The sequence below is a fragment of the Streptomyces sp. enrichment culture genome, assembly GCF_964273255.1.
Lineage (GTDB): Bacteria > Actinomycetota > Actinomycetes > Streptomycetales > Streptomycetaceae > Streptomyces.
On record NZ_OZ186835.1, the window covers coordinates 3,417,126 to 3,437,505 of the forward strand.

Annotated in this window: 21 protein-coding genes; 6 read left to right on the forward strand and 15 right to left on the reverse strand. The window is 75.1% G+C overall.

The annotated features are described in order from the left end of the window. Positions 1–48: 48 nt before the first annotated feature. From ACSU53_RS14665 to ACSU53_RS14700, 8 genes are all read right to left on the reverse strand, one after another. Positions 49–1,128, reverse strand: a complete 1,080-nt coding sequence (locus ACSU53_RS14665; RefSeq protein WP_437027957.1) for a hypothetical protein — start codon at positions 1,126–1,128, stop codon at positions 49–51. A 103-nt stretch (positions 1,129–1,231) separates the two neighbouring features. After that, a complete protein-coding gene (locus ACSU53_RS14670) occupies positions 1,232–1,816 on the reverse strand; it encodes a TerD family protein (protein ID WP_362094322.1) in 585 nt (194 codons plus the stop codon). 130 nt (positions 1,817–1,946) lie between these two features. Then, entirely contained in the window at positions 1,947–2,804 is an 858-nt protein-coding gene (locus ACSU53_RS14675) for an ABC transporter permease subunit (protein WP_437027959.1), read from the reverse strand. Continuing rightward, positions 2,801–3,910: an ATP-binding cassette domain-containing protein gene (locus ACSU53_RS14680; protein WP_437027960.1), complete on the reverse strand. Its 1,110-nt coding sequence runs from the start codon at positions 3,908–3,910 to the stop codon at positions 2,801–2,803. Before ACSU53_RS14680 ends, ACSU53_RS14675 begins: the two co-directional genes overlap by 4 nt. Before the next feature lie 130 nt (positions 3,911–4,040). After that, the gene (locus tag ACSU53_RS14685; protein WP_437027961.1) at positions 4,041–4,706 is read right to left on the reverse strand and encodes a response regulator; all 666 of its coding nucleotides are present in this window, start codon (positions 4,704–4,706) and stop codon (positions 4,041–4,043) included. Beyond that, positions 4,703–6,010, reverse strand: coding sequence for a sensor histidine kinase (locus tag ACSU53_RS14690; RefSeq protein WP_437033206.1), 1,308 nt, complete (start codon positions 6,008–6,010; stop codon positions 4,703–4,705). Before ACSU53_RS14690 ends, ACSU53_RS14685 begins: the two co-directional genes overlap by 4 nt. Positions 6,011–6,202: 192 nt before the next feature. Beyond that, positions 6,203–7,456, reverse strand: a complete 1,254-nt coding sequence (locus ACSU53_RS14695; protein WP_437027963.1) for an NAD(P)/FAD-dependent oxidoreductase — start codon at positions 7,454–7,456, stop codon at positions 6,203–6,205. A gap of 111 nt (positions 7,457–7,567) precedes the next feature. Then, the gene (locus ACSU53_RS14700; protein ID WP_437027965.1) at positions 7,568–8,515 is read right to left on the reverse strand and encodes an RNA polymerase sigma-70 factor; all 948 of its coding nucleotides are present in this window, start codon (positions 8,513–8,515) and stop codon (positions 7,568–7,570) included. Positions 8,516–8,719: 204 nt separating this feature from the next. Here ACSU53_RS14700 and ACSU53_RS14705 point away from each other — a divergent pair, with 204 nt between their 5' ends. After that, a complete protein-coding gene (locus ACSU53_RS14705) occupies positions 8,720–9,079 on the forward strand; it encodes a hypothetical protein (RefSeq protein WP_437027967.1) in 360 nt (119 codons plus the stop codon). A 60-nt stretch (positions 9,080–9,139) separates the two neighbouring features. On the opposite strand, the gene ACSU53_RS14710 is transcribed toward ACSU53_RS14705, so the two are convergent. After that, the gene (locus ACSU53_RS14710) at positions 9,140–10,309 is read right to left on the reverse strand and encodes a sugar ABC transporter substrate-binding protein (protein ID WP_437027969.1); all 1,170 of its coding nucleotides are present in this window, start codon (positions 10,307–10,309) and stop codon (positions 9,140–9,142) included. 406 nt (positions 10,310–10,715) lie between these two features. Between ACSU53_RS14710 and ACSU53_RS14715 the strand changes: the two genes are divergently transcribed. Then, positions 10,716–11,693, forward strand: coding sequence for an SCO2400 family protein (locus ACSU53_RS14715; RefSeq protein WP_437027970.1), 978 nt, complete (start codon positions 10,716–10,718; stop codon positions 11,691–11,693). Positions 11,694–11,759: 66 nt separating this feature from the next. Next, on the forward strand, positions 11,760–12,086 hold the full coding sequence (locus tag ACSU53_RS14720; RefSeq protein ID WP_437027972.1) for an antibiotic biosynthesis monooxygenase family protein: 327 nt from the start codon (positions 11,760–11,762) through the stop codon (positions 12,084–12,086). Positions 12,087–12,220: 134 nt separating this feature from the next. On the opposite strand, the gene ACSU53_RS14725 is transcribed toward ACSU53_RS14720, so the two are convergent. Beyond that, positions 12,221–12,424 (reverse strand): cold-shock protein, encoded by a 204-nt coding sequence (locus tag ACSU53_RS14725; protein ID WP_004985680.1) that lies wholly within the window; start codon positions 12,422–12,424, stop codon positions 12,221–12,223. A gap of 241 nt (positions 12,425–12,665) precedes the next feature. Next, the gene (locus ACSU53_RS14730) at positions 12,666–13,046 is read right to left on the reverse strand and encodes a helix-turn-helix domain-containing protein (protein WP_437027973.1); all 381 of its coding nucleotides are present in this window, start codon (positions 13,044–13,046) and stop codon (positions 12,666–12,668) included. A 742-nt stretch (positions 13,047–13,788) separates the two neighbouring features. On the opposite strand from ACSU53_RS14730, the gene ACSU53_RS14735 reads away from it, so the two are divergent. Beyond that, the gene (locus ACSU53_RS14735; RefSeq protein ID WP_437027975.1) at positions 13,789–14,157 is read left to right on the forward strand and encodes a DUF6479 family protein; all 369 of its coding nucleotides are present in this window, start codon (positions 13,789–13,791) and stop codon (positions 14,155–14,157) included. Positions 14,158–14,221: 64 nt separating this feature from the next. Here the strand turns inward: ACSU53_RS14735 and ACSU53_RS14740 are convergent, their stop codons facing one another. Then, the gene (locus ACSU53_RS14740; RefSeq protein WP_437027976.1) at positions 14,222–15,082 is read right to left on the reverse strand and encodes a carboxypeptidase regulatory-like domain-containing protein; all 861 of its coding nucleotides are present in this window, start codon (positions 15,080–15,082) and stop codon (positions 14,222–14,224) included. Positions 15,083–15,382: 300 nt separating this feature from the next. Here ACSU53_RS14740 and ACSU53_RS14745 point away from each other — a divergent pair, with 300 nt between their 5' ends. Beyond that, positions 15,383–15,781 carry a hypothetical protein gene (locus ACSU53_RS14745; protein WP_437027978.1) on the forward strand — a complete coding sequence of 133 codons (399 nt, stop codon included), beginning with the start codon at positions 15,383–15,385 and terminating at the stop codon, positions 15,779–15,781. 144 nt (positions 15,782–15,925) lie between these two features. Here ACSU53_RS14745 and ACSU53_RS14750 read toward each other — a convergent pair whose 3' ends face one another. Continuing rightward, positions 15,926–17,629 (reverse strand): glycoside hydrolase family 13 protein, encoded by a 1,704-nt coding sequence (locus ACSU53_RS14750; RefSeq protein WP_437027980.1) that lies wholly within the window; start codon positions 17,627–17,629, stop codon positions 15,926–15,928. Between the two features lie 139 nt (positions 17,630–17,768). After that, positions 17,769–18,767 (reverse strand): nucleoside hydrolase, encoded by a 999-nt coding sequence (locus tag ACSU53_RS14755; protein ID WP_437027982.1) that lies wholly within the window; start codon positions 18,765–18,767, stop codon positions 17,769–17,771. Between the two features lie 349 nt (positions 18,768–19,116). On the opposite strand from ACSU53_RS14755, the gene ACSU53_RS14760 reads away from it, so the two are divergent. Beyond that, positions 19,117–19,917 carry a hypothetical protein gene (locus tag ACSU53_RS14760; RefSeq protein ID WP_437027984.1) on the forward strand — a complete coding sequence of 267 codons (801 nt, stop codon included), beginning with the start codon at positions 19,117–19,119 and terminating at the stop codon, positions 19,915–19,917. 183 nt (positions 19,918–20,100) lie between these two features. On the opposite strand, the gene ACSU53_RS14765 is transcribed toward ACSU53_RS14760, so the two are convergent. Next, positions 20,101–20,376 carry a hypothetical protein gene (locus ACSU53_RS14765; protein ID WP_437027986.1) on the reverse strand — a complete coding sequence of 92 codons (276 nt, stop codon included), beginning with the start codon at positions 20,374–20,376 and terminating at the stop codon, positions 20,101–20,103. Between the last annotated feature and the right edge of the window lie 4 nt (positions 20,377–20,380).

The window sequence follows — 20,380 nt, forward strand, 5'->3', positions numbered from 1 at the left end:
CGGCCCGACGACCGCGCAGGGGGGCCGCTCCTAGGGGGGAGTCGCCCCCTAGTCGCCCCCGCCGCCCCCGCCTCCGTCGCCGCCACCGGAGTCCGTGCCGCCGTCGCTCCCGCTGCCGCCGTCGCCGCCGTCCGACCCCCAGCCGTCGCTCCCGCCCGGCTCGTTGTCCTCGCTGCCGCTGCCGAGGTTGGTGAACCACGGGCGGCCCCAGTCCAGGTCGGAGCCGACCGGTTCACCGGCGACGGCCGGTGCCGTGGGCGGGCGGCGGGAGCGGAAGCGGGGCGAGCCGGTGGTGTCTCCGATGCCGAAGGCCACGGCGAAGAAGTGGGCCATCACGGCGTCCAGCGGGTCACCGCCCTCCAGGCGCACCGGGGTCAGCGGCAGCAGGAGCGCGCCGGGGTCCGGCACCGGGCGGGAGGACGCGGGACGGGACAGCACCGCGACGGGCCGGTCGTCGCACCGCACGAGCGACGTGACGGCGCTCTCCCGCGTCACCGCCCAGGCCCGGCCGGGGATCCGGACCTCCACCCGCCGTCTGCTGCGGCGCATCGCGTCCTTGAGGACGAGTTCCGCCGCCGCCTCCCCCACCGTCACGTGCAGGCCCCTCGACGGTGACCTGTCGCGGGAGTCGTAGCCGCCCGGTGCCCGCAGGCGCACCACCGGTGCCCGGGGCCCCCACACGTCCGCGCGGACCAGGCGACGGTCCACGGCCACGGTGACCGGGCCGGCGGGGCCGGGTGCGAAACGCCGTGCGATCCACAGCGGCACGCCCTCCGCGCGGGCGCGGTCGGCCAGGGCGGCCACCTGCGCGGGGCCGCCGCTGTGGCGTACCGCCAGCTCACCCAGCAGGCGGGCGAACGCGGCGGCCTTCCGGGTCCTCACCGGCCGGGTGGTGCCGGTGACCCGCGTGACCGGTACAACGCCGGGGCCCTCCGGCAGCAGGTGCAGCGGGCGTTCCGCACCGCCGCCCCCGAGCCACCGGCCCCTCAGGAACGCCTCGGCCATGGCCGCGAGGTGCAGTTCCCCGAGCGGGGTCGTCCGGCGGCCCACCCTCAGCCGGTCCTCGGCGAGCTCCACGGTCCGCGCCAGCGGATTCCACGACTGCTCGCCGTACAGCACCTGGCTCATCCACACCCCCGTGCGGCCGGTGATCGCGGGCGGCGGCTCCGCGCGCGCCGCTCCCCGCGGCTTCCGGCGGAGCCGTGAGCGGCACCCGGCGGAGCCGCGTGCGTCACTTGCTGGCCGCGAAGCTCATCAGGGCGTGCTCGTCGCCCTGCTTGACCTTCCCCGTCGTGTTGATCACTTCCAGCTTCCACGAGCCGCCGACCCGGACCGCCTTGGCGACCGCGCAGGCGTTGTCCTTGGTGAGCAGGCTGGGCCAGATGTCGGCGACCTGCTGCGAGCTGCCGCCGGAGGCGTCGTAGACCTTGAAACTGATGTTGCGGGCCTTCTGGAAGGAGCTGCCCTTCTTGAAGGCGGCGGCGATGAAGACGATCGACGTGATGTTGCCGGGGATACGGGCGAACTCCACGGTGACGGTCTCGTCGTCACCGTCGCCGCGGCCGGTCTGGTTGTCGCCGCTGTGCTTGAGGGAACCGTTACCCATGGGGTCCAGCGAGTCGAGACCGGCCAGCCGCACCGGGTCCCCGCCCTGCATGGCGATCGCGATGAGGTCGAGGTCGGTGCCGGCCTTGCGGCGCAGCACGCCCATCACTCCGCCGCTGCTGCCGGCCGTGGGGTCCCAGGACACTCCGAGGGACAGGTGGGTCACTCCGTCCAGGTCCGCGGGACCGTCTTCCTTGGTGAGCGTGATCACGTCATCCGTCCTTCCGGCATATGGGTCCTACTGAGCCAGAGTGTGCCTGGTCCCCCCGCGGTTCCCCACGCCGGGTGCCGTACGGACGTCCACGGTTCCCCTCTCGTGACCGGGCCGTGATCAGGCCGGGTCAGGCGTCGCGCCGCCGCAGCACGCACGCCGCCCCGGCCACCGCCACCGCCGTGTAGGCGGTCACCAGGGCCAGCGACGGCCAGGCGCCCAGGCTGCCGACGACCTCCGGCCCGGCGTCGGACGTCTGCGTGAGCTTCTCCAGGGCCGCCGTCGGGGTGGCCCCGACGACCCACCGCTGGAGGTCGCCGAGGAGCGGCCCGAACAGCGACGGCAGCAGCAGGAGGCCCACCACGGCGGTCACCGCGCCGGCGGCATGCCGTACGACGGTGCCGATGGCCAGGCCCAGCACGCCCACCACCGCGAACAGCGCCCCGATGCCGAACAGCGCCGGCAGCGGCTTTCCCTGGGCGTGCGAGCCGTCGAGGACGGCGTCCCCCAGCAGGTACGCGACCGTGCACGAGACCAGCCCGACGACGAACAGCACCCCGGCGAGCAGTACGGCCTTGGCGGCCAGCACCCGTCCCCGCCGGGGCACCGCGGCCAGCGTCGTGGCGATCGACCCGCTGCTGTACTCCCCGCACACCGTCAGCGCGCCCACCACGCCCGCGATCATCAGCCCGACCACGCTGAGCGTGAGGCTGCCGCCGAGCACGGTGTCGTCGGGCTGCAGGCTGTCGGTCAGCCCCACGAACACCGCGCCGACCACGGTCACCAGGGCCACGGAGAGGGTCGTCCACACCGTGGAACGCAGCCCGGCGTACTTGGTCCACTCGAAGGCCAGGGCCTCCCGGAAGCCGGGCGGGGAGGCGACCGCGACGGCGGTGGTGCTCGTGGCCGCGCCCGCCCAACTCCCCGCGTTCCTGCCCGTCGTCATGCTCGTCGCCGTACTCGTCTCCGTGCCCGTGTGCGGGTTCATCGCCGCGGCTCCTTCGCGTCGCTGTGCGTGTCGGTGTTCGTGCCGGTGTTCGTGCCGGTTTCCGTGTCGGTGTTCGTGCCGGTGTCCGTGTCGCTGTCCGTGTCGCTGTTCGTGTCGCTGTCCGTGTCGGTGTCGGCGCCCGTAGCGGTCGGGCCGCCCGTGCCGGAGCCGCGGTATTCGACCGCCTCGCCCGTCATCGCCGTGTAGATCTCCTCCAACGTCGAGCGGAACGGGGTGAGTTCGTGCACGGCCACACCGTGGTCGCGGGCCAGTTCGCCGACCGCCGCCGCGCTCATCCCGGTCACCCGCCAGCCGCCGTGCGCCTCCCCCGGGGCGCCTCCCGTCGGATACGGCGGGGAGTGGGGGACGACCGTGGCGCCCCGGGACTCCAGCAGGCCGCGCAGCCGGCCGGACTCCGCGTCCGGCGTGCGCACCAGGGACCAGTCGGGCGAGTGCGCCGCGATGAAGTCCCGCATGTCCGTGTCGGCCAGCAGCCGTCCCCGGCCGATCACGACGAGCCGGTCGGCGGTCAGTTCCAGTTCGCTCATCAGATGGCTGGACAGGAACACCGTGCGGCCCTCGGCGGCCAGTGAGGTCAGCAGGCCGCGGATCCAGCGGATGCCCTCCGTGTCCAGGCCGTTGACCGGCTCGTCGAGGATCAGCACGCCGGGGTCGCCGAGCAGGGCGGCGGCGATGCCGAGCCGCTGGGCCATGCCGAGCGACAGCCCCTTGGTCCGCCGGTCCGCCGCCGCCTCCAGGCCGACGGTGCCCAGCACCTCGTCGACCCGGCGCGCGGGCAGGCCGTGCGAGCGGGCGAGACCGAGCAGGTGTCCCCGCACCGTACGGCCGCCGTGCACCGCGCGGGCGTCGAGCAGGGCTCCGACCTCGCGCAGCGGCGCGGCGAGACGGTCGTAGCGGCGGCCCGCGACGGTGGCCGAGCCCGCGGTCGGGGCGTCGAGGCCGAGGATCAGGCGCACGGTGGTCGACTTGCCCGCGCCGTTGGGGCCGAGGAAGCCGGTCACCCGGCCGGGGTGGACGGTGAACGACAGCCGGTCCACGGCCGTCCGCTCACCATGGCGTTTGGTGAGTTCTCGCGCTTCGATCATGTGCCCGACGCTACGGAGGGCGGACGAACCGGACATCTGCCACCGGGAGTCGGCGGGTACTCCGCCGGGAGTAGGGATGCCGCCCGGCCCGGACCGCCCCGCTCCCCGGACGGCCCCGCCCCTGAGCGGCTCAGCCCTCCCCCGCGCGCACCAGTCCCGTCTCGTACGCCGTCACCACCAGCTGGGCCCTGTCGCGCGCCCCCAGCTTGCCCATCACCCTGCTGACGTGTGTCTTCGCCGTCAGCGGGGACATCAGCAGCCGGCCGCCGATCTCGTCGTTCGACAGGCCGCGCCCGACCAGGGCGAGGACTTCGCGCTCGCGGTCGGTCAGCGGGTCGAGCCGCCTGCGGGCCTGCACCTCGGGTGCCTTCAGCCGGGCGAACTCCTCGATCACCCGGCGGGTGACGGCGGGCGCGAGCAGGCTCCGCCCGGCGGACACGGTGCGGATGGCGGTGCGCAGGTCGTCGGGGTCGATGTCCTTCAGCAGGAAGCCGGCCGCCCCGGCGCGCAGCGCCTCGAAGACGTACTCGTCGGCCTCGTACGTCGTCAGCACCAGCACCCGTACGGCGTCCAGCGCGCGGTCGGCGCCGATGCGGCGGGTGGCCTCCAGGCCGTCGGCGCGCGGCATGCGGATGTCCATGAGCACCACGTCGGGGTGCGTCGTGCGGGCCAGTTCCACGGCCTGCACGCCGTCCGCGGCCTCGGCGACAACGACCAGGTCGTCGGTCAGGTCGAGCAGGGCGCGGAACCCGGCCCGGACCACCGTCTGGTCGTCCGCCAGCAGGACCCGGATCACGGGGCACCCCCGGTGTCCGGACCGGCCACGACACCGCCGTCAGCCTCGGGGCCGCCCTCGGCCCGCGGTCCGGCGGGCGCCCCGACGGGCAGCTCTGCCGTCACCCGCCAGCCCCCGCCCGGGAGCGGGCCCGCCAGCAGCCGCCCGCCGACCGAGGCGGCCCGTTCCCGCATCCCGATCAGACCGAAGCCGTCCCCCGGCGCGTCGTCACGCGTCGTGCCGTACCCGGCCCGGGGGCCGCCCCCGGCCTCGGCGCCGTCCCCGGCCCCGCCGTCTGCCGGGGCGGGGCGTCCGTCGTCGGTGACCTCCACACTCAGCCGGTGCCCGTCCGAGGTCACCGACACCGTCGTGTGCCGCGCGTCCGCGTGTCGGATCACGTTGGTCAGTGCCTCCTGCACGATCCGGTAGGCGGCCAGCTCCACCACCTGCGGCAGCGGTCCGGCCGCCACCCGCAGTGTCACGTCGAGACCCGTCCCGCGCACCCGCTCCGCCAACTCCGCCAGCTCCGCGAGCCGGGGCGCCGGGCCGGTCAGGTCTCCGCCCTCCGACCGCAACACGCGGACGGTGGCGCGCAGTTCGTGCACCGCCTCCTTCCCGGACGCCCGCACCTGCCGCATCGCCGCCCGCGCCACCTCCGGGCGGGCGTCGAAGGCGTCCAGGGCCAGCCCGGCCTGCACGGTCATCGCCGACACGGTGTGGGCGACCACGTCGTGCAGTTCACGCGCGATCCGCACCCGCTCCTGCTCCACCCGGCGGCGCGCCTCACGCTCCCGTTCCGCCTCCGCCCGCTGGGCCCGGTCCTCGTACTCGCGCATCAGCTCCCGTCGCCCGCGCACGGCCTCGCCCAGCAGCAGCGGCACCAGCGGCCACAGCATCTCCAGCAGGGGTGCCCCCTGCGGCTGCGCCACGTCGATGCCCGCGACCAGCGACACCGCACCGGAGACCAGGGCGGCGGCCACGGCGGTCCGCACGGTCCGCCTCCGGTCCCCCTGCACGGCGACGGCGTACAGGGCGGTCATGACGGGCAGGTTGAGCAGTTCCCCGATGTGCCCGTACAGCGCCCACCCGGCGCACGCCGCTCCGGTGACCACCGTGACCGCGACCGGATACCGGCTGCGCACCAGCAGCGCCCCGACGGACACCGCGAACAGCAGCCAGGTCACCATGTCGGCCTGCCGGTAACCGGGATCGTTGACCGCGGCGTCCGAACCGGTGAGCACGGCGACGACCGCCGCGATCAGGAGGTCCACGACCGGCGGCGGCAGCGGCCGGCCCGGGCGGAGGAGGTACCGGTACCGGGAGATCCGGGAGATCGGGGAGGCAGAACGGCTCACGGCGCCACCGTAGGAGCCCGGGGCGGCGAACGCGTACGACCCGGGGAGTACACGCCGCCTTCCCGCCCCGTCCCGCCCCGCCGGCGGACCGCCGGGGACGGCCCTCGGGCCGCCCCACGGGCCGGCGGTCCTCGGGCCGCCTCACGGAGAGCGCGGGGACTTTCAGGCCGCCTCGCGGAGGGCGGGGTCCTCCGGGCGCGCCGGGTCCCGCACCACGCGGCGGCGCCGGACCGGCATGCCGAGCAGCGGGTTGGCGACGCCCCAGGCGGCGCCCCTGTTGACCAGTTCCTTGTAGACGGCGGCGAGCCGCCCGGTCAGGGCCGCGCGGACGGCGCGGTCGTCGGCGGTGACGTACTGGATGAGGCCCTCCTTGCGGCCCAGCGAGATGCACTGGTTGAAGTAGCGCATCGGCACGTGGGGCAGCTTGCCGCCGGTCAGGCGGGCGGCGATCGCGTCGGCGGCCTGCCACGCGGTGGGGACACCGGACGCGCACGACATCCGCAGCGGCTTGTCACCGGGGCCGCTCACCAGGGCGGAGTCGCCGACGGCGTACACGTCCGGGTGGGAGACCGAGCGCAGGGTGCCGTCGACGACGATCTGGCCGGTGTCGCCGACCTCCAGGGAGGTGGCCCGTGCGATCGGGTGGACGGCGAAGCCGGTGGTCCACACCGTGACCGCGGCCGGGAGGGTGGTCCCGTCGGCGGTGGTGACGTGGTCGGGGCCCACGGCCGTGACGGACGCGTGCTCGTGCACGGTGATGCCGAGCCCGGCGAACACCTTCCGCAGGTGCGCCCGTCCCCTGTCGGACAGCCAGTCGCCGAGCGTGCCGCGGGTGGCGAGGGCGACGTCGAGGTCCGGGCGGGCCTCGGCGATCTCGGTGGCCGCCTCCACCCCGGTCAGGCCGCCCCCGACGACGACCACGCAGTCCCCGGCCCCCAGCCCGGCCAGGCGCCGGCGCAGCCGCAGCGCGCCCGGGCGGCTCGCGATCTCGTGCGCGTGCGCGGCGACGCCGGGGACGCCCTGGTCGTCCCAGCCGCTGCCGAGGGCGTGGACGAGGGTGTCGTACTCCAGCTCCTCCTCGGGACCGGCCCCGTCCACCGGCACCGGACCGAGGCCGGTGCCGGACCCGGCGGCGGACCCGGTCGCGACGACGGTGACGGTCCTGCGGTCGACGTCGATGCCGGTGACCCGCGCCTGCTTCAGGACGACCCCGGTGCCCGCGAGCATGTCGCGCAGCGGCCGGGGCCTGAGGTCCTGGCCGGCCGCGAGCTGGTGCAGACGGACGCGTTCGACGAAGTCGGCCTCGGCGTTGACGAGGGTGATGGTGACGTCGTCACGGTGCAGTCGCCTCGCGAGGCGCCCGGCGGCGCTGGCTCCGGTGTATCCGGCTCCGAGGACGACGATGCGGTGCTGCATATCCCTGCTCCTGTCGTGAGCGGACTCGTCGGTTCGCCCCTTGAACCGGGTGCGGAGCCGTTCCCTGACAGGTCGCGTGTGTGACGTGCGTCACACGCGACAGGACGGATGTCAGAAGGTCTTCGCGAGCAGCGGCTCGCCGTGCTCGGTGGCCGCCCACTGCCGGGCCACCCGTTCCAGCTTGTCCGGGTTGACCTGGCTGCGGACGGCCGCGATCCCCTCGGAGGTGATCTCCAGGCACATGACGCCGATCACCCGCCCGTCGAGGACCGCCAGGAGGGCCGGTTCGCCGTTGGCGGTCGTGGCGTACAGCGCGGGCGAGCCGCCGACCACGGCCCGCTTGGCCCGGGAGGGCACGAACAGGCCCCTGAGGAGCTTGGCGACCGCGAGCGCGCCCTCGAACGCCTTGGCCCGGGCGGGCGCCTTGCCGCCGCCGTCGCCGACCGCGACGGCGTCCTGGGTGAGCAGCCGCACCAGCGGTTCGGTCCGGCCGCTGGTGGCGGCGGCGAGGAACTCGTCGAGGACCCGCCGGGCCGCCGCCTCGTCGACCGGCGTGCGGCGCCTGCCCGCGGCGACGTGTTCCTTCGCCCGGTGCAGGATCTGCTGGCTGGCGCTCTCGCTGAGGTCGAGGATCGCCGCGATCTCGCGATGCGGGTAGTCGAACGCCTCGCGCAGCACGTACACCGCCCGCTCGTTCGGGGAGAGCCGTTCCAGCAGGACGAGCACCGCGTACGAGACGGCATCGCGCTGTTCCGCGGTGTCGGCGGGACCGAGCATGGGGTCGCCCGCGAGCAGCGGCTCGGGCAGCCAGGCGCCCACGTAGGTCTCGCGCCGGGCGCGGGCGGAGGTGAGCTGGTTGAGGCAGAGGCGGGTGAGAACCTTGGTCAGCCAGGCCTCGGGGATCCTGATCCGTTCGACGTCGGCGGCCTGCCAGCGCAGGAAGGTCTCCTGCACGGCGTCCTCGGCCTCGCTCGCCGAGCCGAGGAGGCGGTAGGCGATGGCCTCCAGGCGGGGCCTGGCGGCCTCGAACCGGTTCACGTCGTCCGCGGTCAGGCCCATGGCCCGGATCCTAACGCCGACGGCGCGCGAACCCCTCGGCCGCCGCGGCGCCCGGGTGTCCGGCGCGGGACGCCGGACACCCGCCCGGCACGGCCGCAGCCGCCCGCCGGAACCGCCGGAACTGGGGCCCCGCCCCGGGCGGACGGCTCCGCCCGGCGACGACGTGTACCCGGTCCGGGCCCGGCTCGGCTACAGTCCTTCAGCATGTCGCACCCTGATGATCTGCTGGCCGGCATCGCTGCGATGGTGGAAGCGGATCAGGACAGTCAGATGTCCCTCACCGTGGTCGTCTCCGGGGCCGTGATCACCGGACGACTGGCCCCCGAGGCCCTGTGGCGGACGCGCGTGGCGGAGGTCCTGCGGGACTCCGACCGGCTGGGCCACTTCGCCGTCCCCTTCACCCAGGCCCGCGAGCCGGACGCCCCGCCCACACACCTGCACTTCCACCTCGCCCGCATCCTCCAGGGCAGCTACGGCATCCCGGACACCGGCGGGATGTACCGCGTCGCCCTCGCCGACGTCAGCGCCTGGACGGTCGGCGACATCGGGTACTCCGACGAGTGAGCCGGACGGGGGCGCGGTGCCTCCGCGCCCCCGCCGGGCGGTCCGCCGCCGGCGGTTCCGTCACGGGGTCAGGCCGGCCGCGGCGCACGCCTGGGCGTACTTCGCCGTGCAGATGTCCTTGACGGAGTAGACGCCGTCCTGGACCACCGTGTCCTCGATGTTGTCCTCGGTCACGGCGACCACCGGCACGAGCATCGTCGGGATGTTCCTGCGGGTGGGGCTGTCCACCCGTTCCCGGGCCAGCGCGTCGAACTCGATGTCCCGTTCCCGCACCCGTGCCACCGCCATCTCGGCGGCTCCGTACGCCTCCAGCCGGAACGACTTGTACACGGTCATGTGCTGCTCGCCCGCGACGATCCGCCGCAGCGCCGCGAGGTCCGCGTCCTGCCCGGTCACCGGGGGCAGTTCGGAGACCCCGGCCTCCTTGAGCGCCTCGATGACGGCACCGGCCATCCCGTCGTTGGCCGAGTAGACGCCGGCGATGCCGTCGGCGCCGATGCTCCGGATCGCCTTGCGCATGTTCTCCTTGGCGACCTCCGGCAGCCACTTGCGGGTGTCGTACTGCTCGGCGATGTCGACCTCGCCCTCCAGTTCGCTGAGCGCGCCCGCCTTGAACAGGGCCGTGTTCGGGTCGGCGGGGGCACCGTGCATCATGACGACCTTGCGGTTCTCCGACCCCGGGCCCAGCGCCTCGGCCAGTGCGCGCCCCTGCACCTCGCCGACGAGTTCGTTGTCGTGCGAGACGTAGGCGTCGACGGGCCCCTGGGCGAGCCGGTCGTAGGCGATGACGGGAATGCCCGCGTCGGCCGCCTTGCGCACGTCGGACGCGACCGCTTCGGCGTCCACCGCGTTCACCAGGATCACGTCGGCCTCGTCGGCGATCAGCTTCCCGAACTGTTCGCTCTGCCTGGCGGAACTGCCCTCTGCGTTGGCGTGCACGACCTCGCCCCGGCCGCCGGTGAGTTCGGCGACGCGCTTCTCGATCAGGGGGCGGTCGAACTTCTCGAACCGGGCGGTGTCCTTGTCGGGCAGCAGCAGACCGATGGTCATCTCGCCGTCCTGGGCCGGTGCCGCGTCGCCGTCCGGGTCGGCGGCGCCCAGGACACCGCACGCGGTCAGGGACAGCGCGCACAGGGCGGCCGTCAGCACCGGGACGGTACGGCGGACGGCCGCGAACCTGCCGGCGGTGCGGGCGGGGCCGTCCGACGAGCGGGTGCCGGTGCTCTGCATGGTTCGGGTGGTTCCGCTGGTGCGGGTGGTACGGGGGTTCACATCAGGTGCCTTCCGAGCGGAGTGGGGGACGGGGCGACCAGGTGAGTGGCTAGCCGACGCGGAATGACCGGGCAGCGTCAAGAAAGCACTGTAACGGCCCCGCAACGGCGATCCGCGCGGGCCGAGATGTATGCGCACACCCTCCCTTTTCCGGCCATCCGGCATCGTTTTCCGGCCCCCAACTCCCGCCACCGCACTGAACGTTGTTCAAGGCAGGAAAGCTACTCGCGAGTTACCGGAATACCCCCACGCAATGTCCCCACCGCGTGCGGAGTATGTGCGCAGGAAAGGCACGGGGACTGCACACGGCGGCCTCCGCCTCTCGTTAGCGTGACGGTCCCTGCTCCGATTCAGGAAGAAGCAGATGGACTACTGCTCCACGTGCCGCCGCCATCTGAACGGTGCGCTGGTGTGCCCCGGCTGCGGCGCCTACGCCCCCGACATAGCGCCCGGCCTCGTCGACGGCCGCGCCGTCCCGGGAGCGGCCACCGCGGGCGGGCCGCACCGGGCCGGCCGGTCCGTCCAGCCGGGGCAGTCCCCCCACGCCGCACCGCCCCCGCACATCTCGCGCGCCCCTGCCTCCCCGCCCTCCGCCGGGGACGCACCCGACGCCGGCCTGCCCGGGACGGTCTCCGTCCGTCCCACCGGCCGCGCGGCACGGCGGCGGCAGTCGGCCCGCTGGCGGAGGACCCAGCGCCGTGCCCTGATCGCCACGGCCATCGCGCTCGTCGGCGGCGGGCTGACCGTCGCGTCGATGGAGCGCGGCACCGGCGACCGGGCCCAGGCGGCCGGCGCACCGGACCCGAGCGGCATGGGCGGCGCCCACGGACCGGCCGACGGGACCGCTCCCTCGGCGTCCCCCGGCAGCCGGGGCCCCGGGCCGGACGGCCCGGCGCAGGGACCCCCGGCCGCGAACGCCGACCCGGACGCGACGTCGGGCTCCGCCTCCGCCTCGGACGGCAACCGCCGGACCGGCACCACCGACCGCACCTCCGCGACCACCCCGGGCACCCCGTCGGCCGACGCGCCGGACGGCGCCCTCCCACCGCCCGCGAGCGGCACCGGCGCGGACGCGTCCGGCACGGCACGCCGCCCGTCCTCACCGCCGTCCGCCGCGGGCTCCGCGTCCGCCCCCTCGCGGGCGGAGGGCAGCGGCTCCGGCGCCACGACCGCACCGGGCTCGGGCGGTACGGCGTCCGGCGGCAGCGGGGAGAGCGGCGGCAGCGGCACGGCCCCCGACCGCGACGGCGCCCAGGGCACCTCTCCGGGCACCGGGGCCGGATCGTCCGACGCGCGGGACTCCTCCGGACGGCTGTGCCTGCTGGTGATCTGCCTCGGCTGACCGCCTGGGCGGCGCCCCGGACAGCCCGTCCGTGAACGGGAACCGGTGCTGCGGAACAATCGGTGCATGAGCATCGTCAAAATCAACGTACTCACCGTCCCGGAGGACCAGCGGGAGACGCTCGAGAAGCGGTTCGCCGCGCGGGCGGGCGCGGTCGAGAGCTCGGACGGCTTCGAATGGTTCGAGCTGCTGCGTCCGGTCGAGGGCACCGACACCTACCTCGTCTACACCCGCTGGCGCACCGAGGAGGACTTCCAGCGCTGGATGGCCGGGCGCGGTCAGTCCGCCCACGGCGGTGACGGGGCGCCCGCCGAGCGGCCGAAGCCGGCGGCCACCGACGCGACGCTCTGGTCCTTCGAAGTGGTCCAGCAGGCCGCCCCGAAGCAGGACTGAGCCGCCCCGCGGCGCGCGGTGCCCGCCGCACGCCGCATTCCCTCACGGGGAGACAACGCGACAGGGGCCCGCACCGAAGTGCGGGCCCCTGTCGAAAACCCTGCGTGCGTGCGTACCGAAGTACGCGTCACGGATCAGGCAGGAACGATGTTCTCCGCCTGCGGGCCCTTCTGGCCCTGGGTGACGTCGAAGGTCACCTTCTGGCCTTCCTGGAGCTCGCGGAAGCCCGAGGTGGCGATGTTCGAGTAGTGGGCGAAGACGTCAGCGCCGCCGCCGTCCTGCTCGATGAAGCCGAAGCCCTTTTCCGAGTTGAACCACTTCACCGTACCGGTGGCCATATCAATACTCCTGAGACAGTGCCGGGAAAACGCACTTTACGAATTCCCTCATCGTCGCGATGATCACCTGCCCGGAGAACCGGTGGCAAACTGGCAACCACAACTGCAACTGACGTCAGCCTAGCACGCGGGATTTCGGCGGCAAGCGATATAAGTCACCGGAAAAAATTGCGCCGGATGCGTTTGGGAGAATAGGTGGCGCCCGCGGGAGGCGTATTTCTGTTCCGGCGGAAGCAGATTTTCAGGAGCGGCCGTGAACGGTCCTGTCGTCCGTCCGCCGCAGGCGCGCGTTGGCCTCCTCCGCCGCCTCCAGCTGCTCCTCCAGGCTGATGATGCGGCACGCGGCGTCGACCGGCGTCCCCCGGTCGACCAGCTCACGGGCCCGGGCGGCCAGCTTCAGCTGGTGGCGCGAGAAGCGCCGGTGCCCGCCCTCCGACCGGGTCGGGGTGATCAGTCCCGCCTCGCCCAGCGTGCGAAGGAACGCCGGGGTGGCGCCGACCAGTTCCGCGGCCCTGCCCATGGTGTAGGCCGGGAAATGATCGTCGTCGAGCCGGTCGGCGACGGGAAGACGACCCGCGTCCGACGGGTCCGCGTCGGAGTACGGCTGACTGTCCGAGGGCATACCCACCTTCCTGCGGACCGCTCTCAGACCACGGTCCACCACGGGGACGTGTTCCCCGCACCGGAATTCTAGTCACCCGACAGGAAAATCTGTCTCGCCGAAGGCAGGTGTCACCCCCGGGAGCGGTCCGGCGGACGTCCGCCGACGCGACGGCGCGCGCGAGGGCGGGGCCGTTGCCGGTTGCCCGGCGTTGCTCCGGCCGGGGCTCCGACTGCTCCGGTCGGGGGCAAGCCCGGCAGGCCCGGCTGCTAGCTGCCGGGGCTTGCCTGCTCCGGGCGGTCCGGGGGAGCACGGCGGGCCCCGGACGAGCGGGAACCGGGCGGCGTGGCAGCCGGGGGCGCGGGAAGGGGCGTCGTTCACCGCGGGGGGCCACGCCCGCCGCACTGTCCAGCCGGGAGGGGCAGGGTGCGGCCGTCCCCGCTCGGCTCGCTCGCCGGCGTCCCGCCCGTGGCCGCCCCTGGCCGCCCCTGGCCGCCCCGAGGGGAGGCATGCGGGGAGGCATGCGGGGAGGCATGCGGGGAGGCAGGCGGGGAGGCAGGGCCGGGCCCCGAGCTGCACACGTGGGGACGCGACGGCCCGGCCCGGCCTCCTCCGGCCGCAATCTGTCACGACCCCGGGCCCGCCGCCCGCCGGAGCGGCCGAACGGGCGCGGGCGCACCCGGGGCCGGTCCCGAGCCGCCCCCTCTGCCCGATAACAGCGCTTCCGAGCGCTTTATCCCTTGTTCCGGTCCATACTCGGAGCATGAGCACGGCAACGTATGAGGTCCTGGCCGCAGGCCAGGACGTACTGAACGTGGTCGCGGCCTTCATCGGCGGGCTGGTGGTGGCCGGTGCGCTGATCTGGGCCGTACGGGTGGGCATGCGGGTCATGGACACGGAGGAGCACCGTCCGCGTCCGGAGGAGCAGCCGAGGCTGCCGGACGGCGGCGCGGTCCGTGAGACGCGGGAGATGAGGGAGCCCGACGAGGTCCCCCGCTCGCAGGACGGCGAACGCATCATGCCCCACGAGTTCCACCGCGCCCCGACGAGAACGGGCAAGGACCAGACCCCACGGCGCTGGAGCCCCGGCTCCAGCGGCGGCTTCGGCAGCGGAGGTCCCGGACACGTGTGAGGGCACCCGTGTGACCGTCGGCGCACGGTGGACGCACGTCCGCCGTCGCGTCGCCGCGTCCCGGTCAGCCCCTGGGCGGCGGCGCCGGAGACGCCTGCGTCTCGGCGGCCCCGACGGTGACGGCGATCTGCTGGCTGTCCGCGCTCACCCCGTTGAGCGTGGCGGCGGCCTGGAGCCGGTGGCCGCCCGGCGCCAGCGGCAGGCCGGGGGTGCACGTCCACAGACCGTCCGGTCCGGCGGTGGCGCTGCACACCTCGGTGTCGTCGCCGTCCAGGACGGTGACCTGCGCGCCCGGATGTGCGGTGCCGGCGATCTCCGGCCGGGCGTCGAGCGGTACGCCGGACTCCGGCCGGGTCAGCGTCGGCTCGCCCAGGCCCACCGTGACCCGGCAGCCGCCCGCCGCCCGGGTCACGCCGCGCGCGTCGGTGAGCCGCAGGGTGCAGCCGCCGGGCGTGCTGCCGGGCCGGGCGTCCCGGGGCACCGCGAGGACGAAGGGGAACGTCCGCTCCTGCGACGCCCCCTCGGCCGGCACCGGGGCCGAGGCACTGGCACCGGCCGCGGCGTCGCCGCCGGGGGCGGCACCGGCGGCGGCACCGCTGCCGGCCGTGTACGAGGCGGAGCGGCCGGAGGGGGCCAGGATGCCGGTGTAGCCGGAGCCGTCCAGCGGCAGCCCGGTCACCCGGGTCCCGTCGGGTGCGGTCAGGGTGAGGGTGAAGCCGTCGCCCGGGGGCGTCGCGGTGACGCCGGCGATCTCGATCACGGCCTCCTGCCCGGGCGGGATGGTCACCGCGCCCCACAGCACCCGCCCGCGGGCGGAGCGGGCGTCCTCGTCGGCCGCGGCGGGCGGCCCGGAGACCATCCACGCTCCCGCGACCATCCCGGCCGCGGCGAGCCCCGCGGCGGCTGTCCTGCTGGACCTGTTCATCGTCGGCGGGCTCCCTGTCGGACATCTGCGGACGTCGTGCTCGTGCCGACGTCGCGCGTGCGCCGTCGTCGCGTTCGCGACGTCCGGGGCCGCGCGGATCCTGCCGGCCTGTCTGGGAGCGATTCTGGCGGGCCGTTCCCGCAGGTGACGCGCGATGCTGCACCGTACGGGTGGCCGCCGTGGCGGCCCGTGGCGAGGGTGCGGGCGGGTGGTGCGAACGGGGCGCGGGAACGGTGGCGGCGGGGCGGGTCACGGGAGCAAGGTGGAAGAAGGCTCCGCGGGCTCAGGAGGTGCTTCCTCGTGATCACCGAACTCGCCGTCGAACGCGTGCAGTTCTCCTGCGGTGCGTGCGGGCACTGCTGGAGCGTGGACTACGACGTCCAGCGCTATCTGGACGGTCATGGGGACGAGTGGGAGTACTTCCACCGGGACAACACCGTCGTCCCCTCCCCGTACGATCCCGCGTCCGCGCCGGCGTGCGCCCGGTGCGGACACCGCGGGGCCGGGCACCTCGTCGCCCGGCGTCCCGTGCCGCTGCCGGGGGTGGCGGGGGAGCCGCGCGTCCGGGTCCCGGCGCACGCCCTGCTCCGCCCGGAGCGGCATCTGGCTCCGCTGCTGGCCTCCGACGACCATCCGCAGCCGGCCCCGGTGGAACCGGACCCGGCCGTGTCCCCGCCCCCGCCCTCGGCCGTGCCCTGAGGAGCCGGCCGGGCGCCCCTCGAGGCCGGCGGACCGCCGGTCCCGGCCGCCCACCGGGGTGAGGGCGGCCGGGACCTCCGCGGAGTACACCCGCCGTCGCGGGAGCCGGGCCGGCTGGGCCCAACGGCTCAGCGGCTCACTGGCTCAGCGGCTCAGCCAGGCGGTGGTGTCCGGGCCCAGCCGGCCGTCCTCCAGGGGCGCGCTGGTCAGCAGGACGTCCCCGGCCGGCAGGTCGACGGGTTCGCCGGACAGGTTGGCCACGCAGCGCCAGCCCTCGGAGCGGTCGAACTGCAGGACGCCGGGCGGGGTGTCCTCGGCCCAGGTCAGGGTCTCGTCGACGGCGAGCTTGCGGCGCAGGCGCAGGGCCGTCCGGTAGAACTCCAGGGTCGAGCCCTCGGCCCCGTCCTGGGCCTCGACGGAGTAGGCGGCGAAGCCGGGCGGCTGCGGCAGCCAGGAGCCCGACGCGCCGAAGCCGAACGAGGGGCCCGTACGGGTCCACGGCAGCGGGACCCGGCAGCCGTCGCGGCCCTTGCGGACGCGGCCCGTCTGTTCCCAGACCGGGTCCTGGAGGACCTCGGTCGGCAGGTCGGCGACCTCGGGCAGGCCGAGTTCCTCGCCCTGGTAGACGTACGCGGAGCCCGGCAGCGCCAGCATGAGCTGGGTGGCCGCACGGGCCCGGCGCAGCCCGGCCTCCGGGTCGACGGCGGGGGCGTGGCCGCCCGACAGCAGCCAGGCGTTCTCGTCCGTGCCCGGCGGGAGCATCAGGCGGGAGGCGTGGCGGACCACGTCGTGGTTGGAGAGGACCCAGGTGGCCGAGGCTCCGACCGTGCGGGCCGTCGCGAGCGAGTCGGTGATGACCCGGCGCAGGGCCTCCGCGTCCCAGGGCGCCTGGAGGTACTCGAAGTTGAACGCCTGGCCCAGTTCGTCCGGGCGGGCGTAGAGGGCGCGCCGGGGGTCGGGGATCCACGCCTCGGCGACCGCCGCCCGGGGCGGGGAGTACGTGTCGAACAGGGTGCGCCAGTCGCGGTAGATCTCGTGCACCTCGTCGCGGTCGAAGAAGGGGTGCGTGCCGGGTTCGAACCGGTGCAGGGCCTCCTCCCGGCTCAGCTCGGGTGCGCCGAGGTCGCGCAGCGGCTCGCTCAGGTCCTTGACGAGGGCGTGCGCCACGTCGATCCGGAACCCGTCGACGCCCCGGTCGGCCCAGAACTTCAGGGTGGCGAGGGCGTCCTCGCGGACCTCCGGGTTGTCCCAGTTGAGGTCCGGCTGTTCGGGGGCGAACAGGTGCAGGTACCACTGCCCGTCGGGGACGCGCTGCCAGGCGCTGCCGCCGAAGAGGGACTGCCAGTCGGTGGGCGGGAGCTCACCGCTCTCCCCCCGGCCGTCACGGAAGACGTACCGGTCGCGGGCCGCCGAGCCGGGGCCGGACCGCAGCGCCTCCTGGAACCAGACGTGCTGGTGGGAGGTGTGGTTGGGGACGATGTCGACGATCACCTTCAGGCCGAGCCGGTGGGCCTCGGCGACCAGGGTGTCGAAGTCGTCGAGGGTTCCCAGCCGGGGGTCGACGTCGCGCGGGTCGGCGACGTCGTAGCCGCCGTCGGCGAGCTCGGAGGGGTAGAACGGGCTCATCCACAGGGCGTCGACCCCCAGGGCGGCGAGGTGGCCGAGGCGCTGGGTGATGCCGCGCAGGTCGCCCAGTCCGTCGCCGTCCGCGTCGGCGAAGCTGCGGGGGTACACCTGGTAGACGACCGCCTGCCGCCACCAGTCGGGGTTGCGGGAGGACAGGTCGGGGGCGACGTCGCGGGCGGGCCGGGGCGCGGCGGTGTCGGGCAGGCGGGAACGGTCGGTCACTCGGGCTCCTCCAGGTCGCGTGCGGGGCACCAGTGGAAATCTGTCCACAACGTCCTAAAAGTGAACACTCGGGCCGGGCGGAACATTTCCGCGCCCCACCCCGCCCCGGGCCCACCCCGCCCCGGCCGTCACCGGCCCCTTAGGGGGTGCCCTCCTGGCCGCCGTCCTCCACCGTCGCCAGGTACAGCCGCACGTACCGCTCGACGTCGACGTCGAGGGCGACGTCGACCAGGGCCTGTTCGCGGGTGCCCTCGTGGAGTTCCGTCTCGCCGGCGCGGGGGCGGCGGTCCACGACGGTCTGCCCCCGGGACGGGCCGGGGGCCAGGGACACCTCCACGGGCAGCCGGTAGGTGGTCAGCCCCTCCGGGTCGGCCACCGCGCACAGCGCACCCGCGTCGCCGAGGCCGCCCGCGTCCTCGGCGGGGTCGTCGGGCCGGCTGCCGGGCGTGGCGGGGCGGTGGGCGAGCAGGTCGCCGGCCAGCCGGGCGCCCGGCTCCGCGCTCGCGCGCAGCCGTCGTACGTCCGCCGCCGGGACCACGACCCGGGTGAACACGTCCAGTCCGTACATGGTGACCGGCACCCCGGCGGTGAGCAGGATCGCCGCCGCCTCGGGGTCGTGCCAGACGTTGAACTCGGCCACCGGGGAGGCGTTGCCGGTGCCCGCCGCGCCGCCCATGAACACGATCCGCTCGATGTTGCGGACGACCTCCGGGTGGGTCCGCAGCAGGAGGGCGATGTTGGTCAGCGGGGCGGTCGGCACCAGGGTGACCGGGCGCGGGGAGGCGAGGATCTCGCGGCGCAGCAGGGTCACCGCGTCCACGTCGGCCGGGGTGCGGCGCGGCGCGGGCAGGCCGAGGTCGCCCATGCCGTCGTGGCCGTGGACGTGGCGTGCCGAACGGGGGGCCTCGATCAGCGGGCGTTCGGCGCCCCGGGCGACCGGGACGTCGGGGGCGCCCGCCTGCTCCAGCACGGTCAGCGTGTTGCGGACCACGCCGTCGACGTCGGTGTTGCCGGCCACGCAGGTCACCGCGCGCAGGTCGATCGCCGGGTGGCGCACCGCGAACAGCAGCGCCAGGGCGTCGTCCACCCCGGTGTCGCAGTCGATGATCACCGGGGTGGGCGGCGGGACGTGGGTCACTGCGGGTCCTTTCACCGTGCGCCGGTGCCCCGGCCGGGGCGGGCGGCTCCCGCGTCCCGTCCGGTGCCTGCGCGGCGGCCTTCCGTTCCTGGCATGGGGCCGGCGCACCCGCGCGGGGGTGTGCGGCGGCGTCCCGTCCGTGACCCTACGCGGGGCCCTGCCCGGGGGCGTGGACGGGCCGGGGCGACGCCGCCGGGGGTCCGCGGGGCCGTGCGGAGACGCTGCTCGAGGTCCCGGGGCCATCGGTCCTCACCCGGACGGACCGTTCGCGCTGGTGGGGGTGGCGGGGCGGTGGTGCCGTAGGGGCAGTGTCCTACTCCGGACAGCCCGGCCCCCAGGAGACAGCCCGATGACCCGTGCCCCGGCCGCCGCCGCCCGTGCCGCTCTCGTCGCCGCCGCGTCGGCGACCGCCCTGCTGACGGTGACGGCCTGCTCCTCGGACGGGGGCGCCGCTCCCCGTGCCGTCTCCTCCCCGCCGGCCTCGGCCGCCGCCCCGGCGGCCGAACAGCCGACCCCCAGCGGTTCGTCGGCGCCGTCCGTGCTGACCGCGGAGCAGGTGCGGGCCGCGCTGATCACGGAGGCGGACCTGGGGGAGCCGTGGATCCCGACCCGGGGTGCCGCGACCTGGCGGGACGCGCAGCTGAAGGCCACGACGCAGGACGCCGACTGCCGCCGGCTCCTCGACGCCCTGTACACGGAGGACCTGTTCGGCGAGCCGACGGGACCGCGCGCCGCGGTGGCCCTCGACGACGTCTACCGCGACGCGCAGTTGCGCTACCAGGTGGCCGCGCACGCGTCCGCCGCGGTGGACCGCACCCTGGCGTGGATGGCCTCGCTCCCGCAGCGGTGCGAGCGGTTCACGGCGACGTCCGCGGGCGCGGGCCGCCAGGAGGTACGGGTCGAGGAACTGCCGCTGCCCGAGGCCGGGGACGCCCGGGCGGCGCTGCGGGTCTTCCTCTCCGGCGCGACGCCGGACGGCGAGGAGACGTACCTGACGCTGGACCTGGCCGCCGTGCGGGTCGGCGAGGAGACCATCACCCTCACCAACGGCGGCCCCGGCGAGGTGCTGTCCGAGATCACGCAGGCGGTGGCCCAGCTGGGGGCGGAACGGCTCACGGAGATCCGCCGGCAGGGCCGCCTCCGGGTGTGACGGCCGGGCCGCTCCGGGCCGGAGCGCTCGGGGCCGGGACCGCCCGGATCCCGACGCCGCGAGGAACCGGGGCCGGCGGCGCACGGGACAGTACCGGCTCAGGCACCCGTCACCGGACGCCGGGCACGGGCGCCGGGCGCCGGGCGCCGGGCACGGATCGGAGTTCCGGCCCCGGACTCCGGTTCAGCCGAGGCGGTCGACGGCCTGCTTGGCCTCCAGCAGATCCGCGCCCGTGGCCTCGCGGTAGACCTTGATGGCCTGGACGGTCCTGCCCTCCCGCACGAGCGCCATGATCTCCTCCCGGCGCGGCAGTTCCTCCTGCAGGCCCAAGTGGCCGAGGACCAGGTCGAGTTTGCGCTCCACTCGGGCCAGCCGTCGGTCGGTGCGGGCGATGCGGCTCTGGACGCCCGTGGCCGCCAGGACGACCGCGCAGGCCAGGATCGGAATGAGTATGTCCATGACC

What these genes read in the sequence shown, in the direction of transcription:
- ACSU53_RS14665 (WP_437027957.1), bottom strand. Translation starts at nt 1,128, where the DNA reads ATGAGCCAGGTGCTGTACGGCGAGCAGTCGTGGAATCCGCTGGCGCGG.
- ACSU53_RS14675 (WP_437027959.1), bottom strand. Translation starts at nt 2,804, where the DNA reads ATGAACCCGCACACGGGCACGGAGACGAGTACGGCGACGAGCATGACG.
- ACSU53_RS14680 (WP_437027960.1), bottom strand. Translation starts at nt 3,910, where the DNA reads ATGATCGAAGCGCGAGAACTCACCAAACGCCATGGTGAGCGGACGGCC.
- ACSU53_RS14695 (WP_437027963.1), bottom strand. Translation starts at nt 7,456, where the DNA reads ATGCAGCACCGCATCGTCGTCCTCGGAGCCGGATACACCGGAGCCAGC.
- ACSU53_RS14700 (WP_437027965.1), bottom strand. Translation starts at nt 8,515, where the DNA reads ATGGGCCTGACCGCGGACGACGTGAACCGGTTCGAGGCCGCCAGGCCC.
- ACSU53_RS14705 (WP_437027967.1), top strand. Translation starts at nt 8,720, where the DNA reads ATGTCGCACCCTGATGATCTGCTGGCCGGCATCGCTGCGATGGTGGAA.
- ACSU53_RS14710 (WP_437027969.1), bottom strand. Translation starts at nt 10,309, where the DNA reads ATGCAGAGCACCGGCACCCGCTCGTCGGACGGCCCCGCCCGCACCGCC.
- ACSU53_RS14715 (WP_437027970.1), top strand. Translation starts at nt 10,716, where the DNA reads ATGGACTACTGCTCCACGTGCCGCCGCCATCTGAACGGTGCGCTGGTG.
- ACSU53_RS14720 (WP_437027972.1), top strand. Translation starts at nt 11,760, where the DNA reads ATGAGCATCGTCAAAATCAACGTACTCACCGTCCCGGAGGACCAGCGG.
- ACSU53_RS14725 (WP_004985680.1), bottom strand. Translation starts at nt 12,424, where the DNA reads ATGGCCACCGGTACGGTGAAGTGGTTCAACTCGGAAAAGGGCTTCGGC.
- ACSU53_RS14730 (WP_437027973.1), bottom strand. Translation starts at nt 13,046, where the DNA reads ATGCCCTCGGACAGTCAGCCGTACTCCGACGCGGACCCGTCGGACGCG.
- ACSU53_RS14735 (WP_437027975.1), top strand. Translation starts at nt 13,789, where the DNA reads ATGAGCACGGCAACGTATGAGGTCCTGGCCGCAGGCCAGGACGTACTG.
- ACSU53_RS14740 (WP_437027976.1), bottom strand. Translation starts at nt 15,082, where the DNA reads ATGAACAGGTCCAGCAGGACAGCCGCCGCGGGGCTCGCCGCGGCCGGG.
- ACSU53_RS14760 (WP_437027984.1), top strand. Translation starts at nt 19,117, where the DNA reads ATGACCCGTGCCCCGGCCGCCGCCGCCCGTGCCGCTCTCGTCGCCGCC.
- ACSU53_RS14765 (WP_437027986.1), bottom strand. Translation starts at nt 20,376, where the DNA reads ATGGACATACTCATTCCGATCCTGGCCTGCGCGGTCGTCCTGGCGGCC.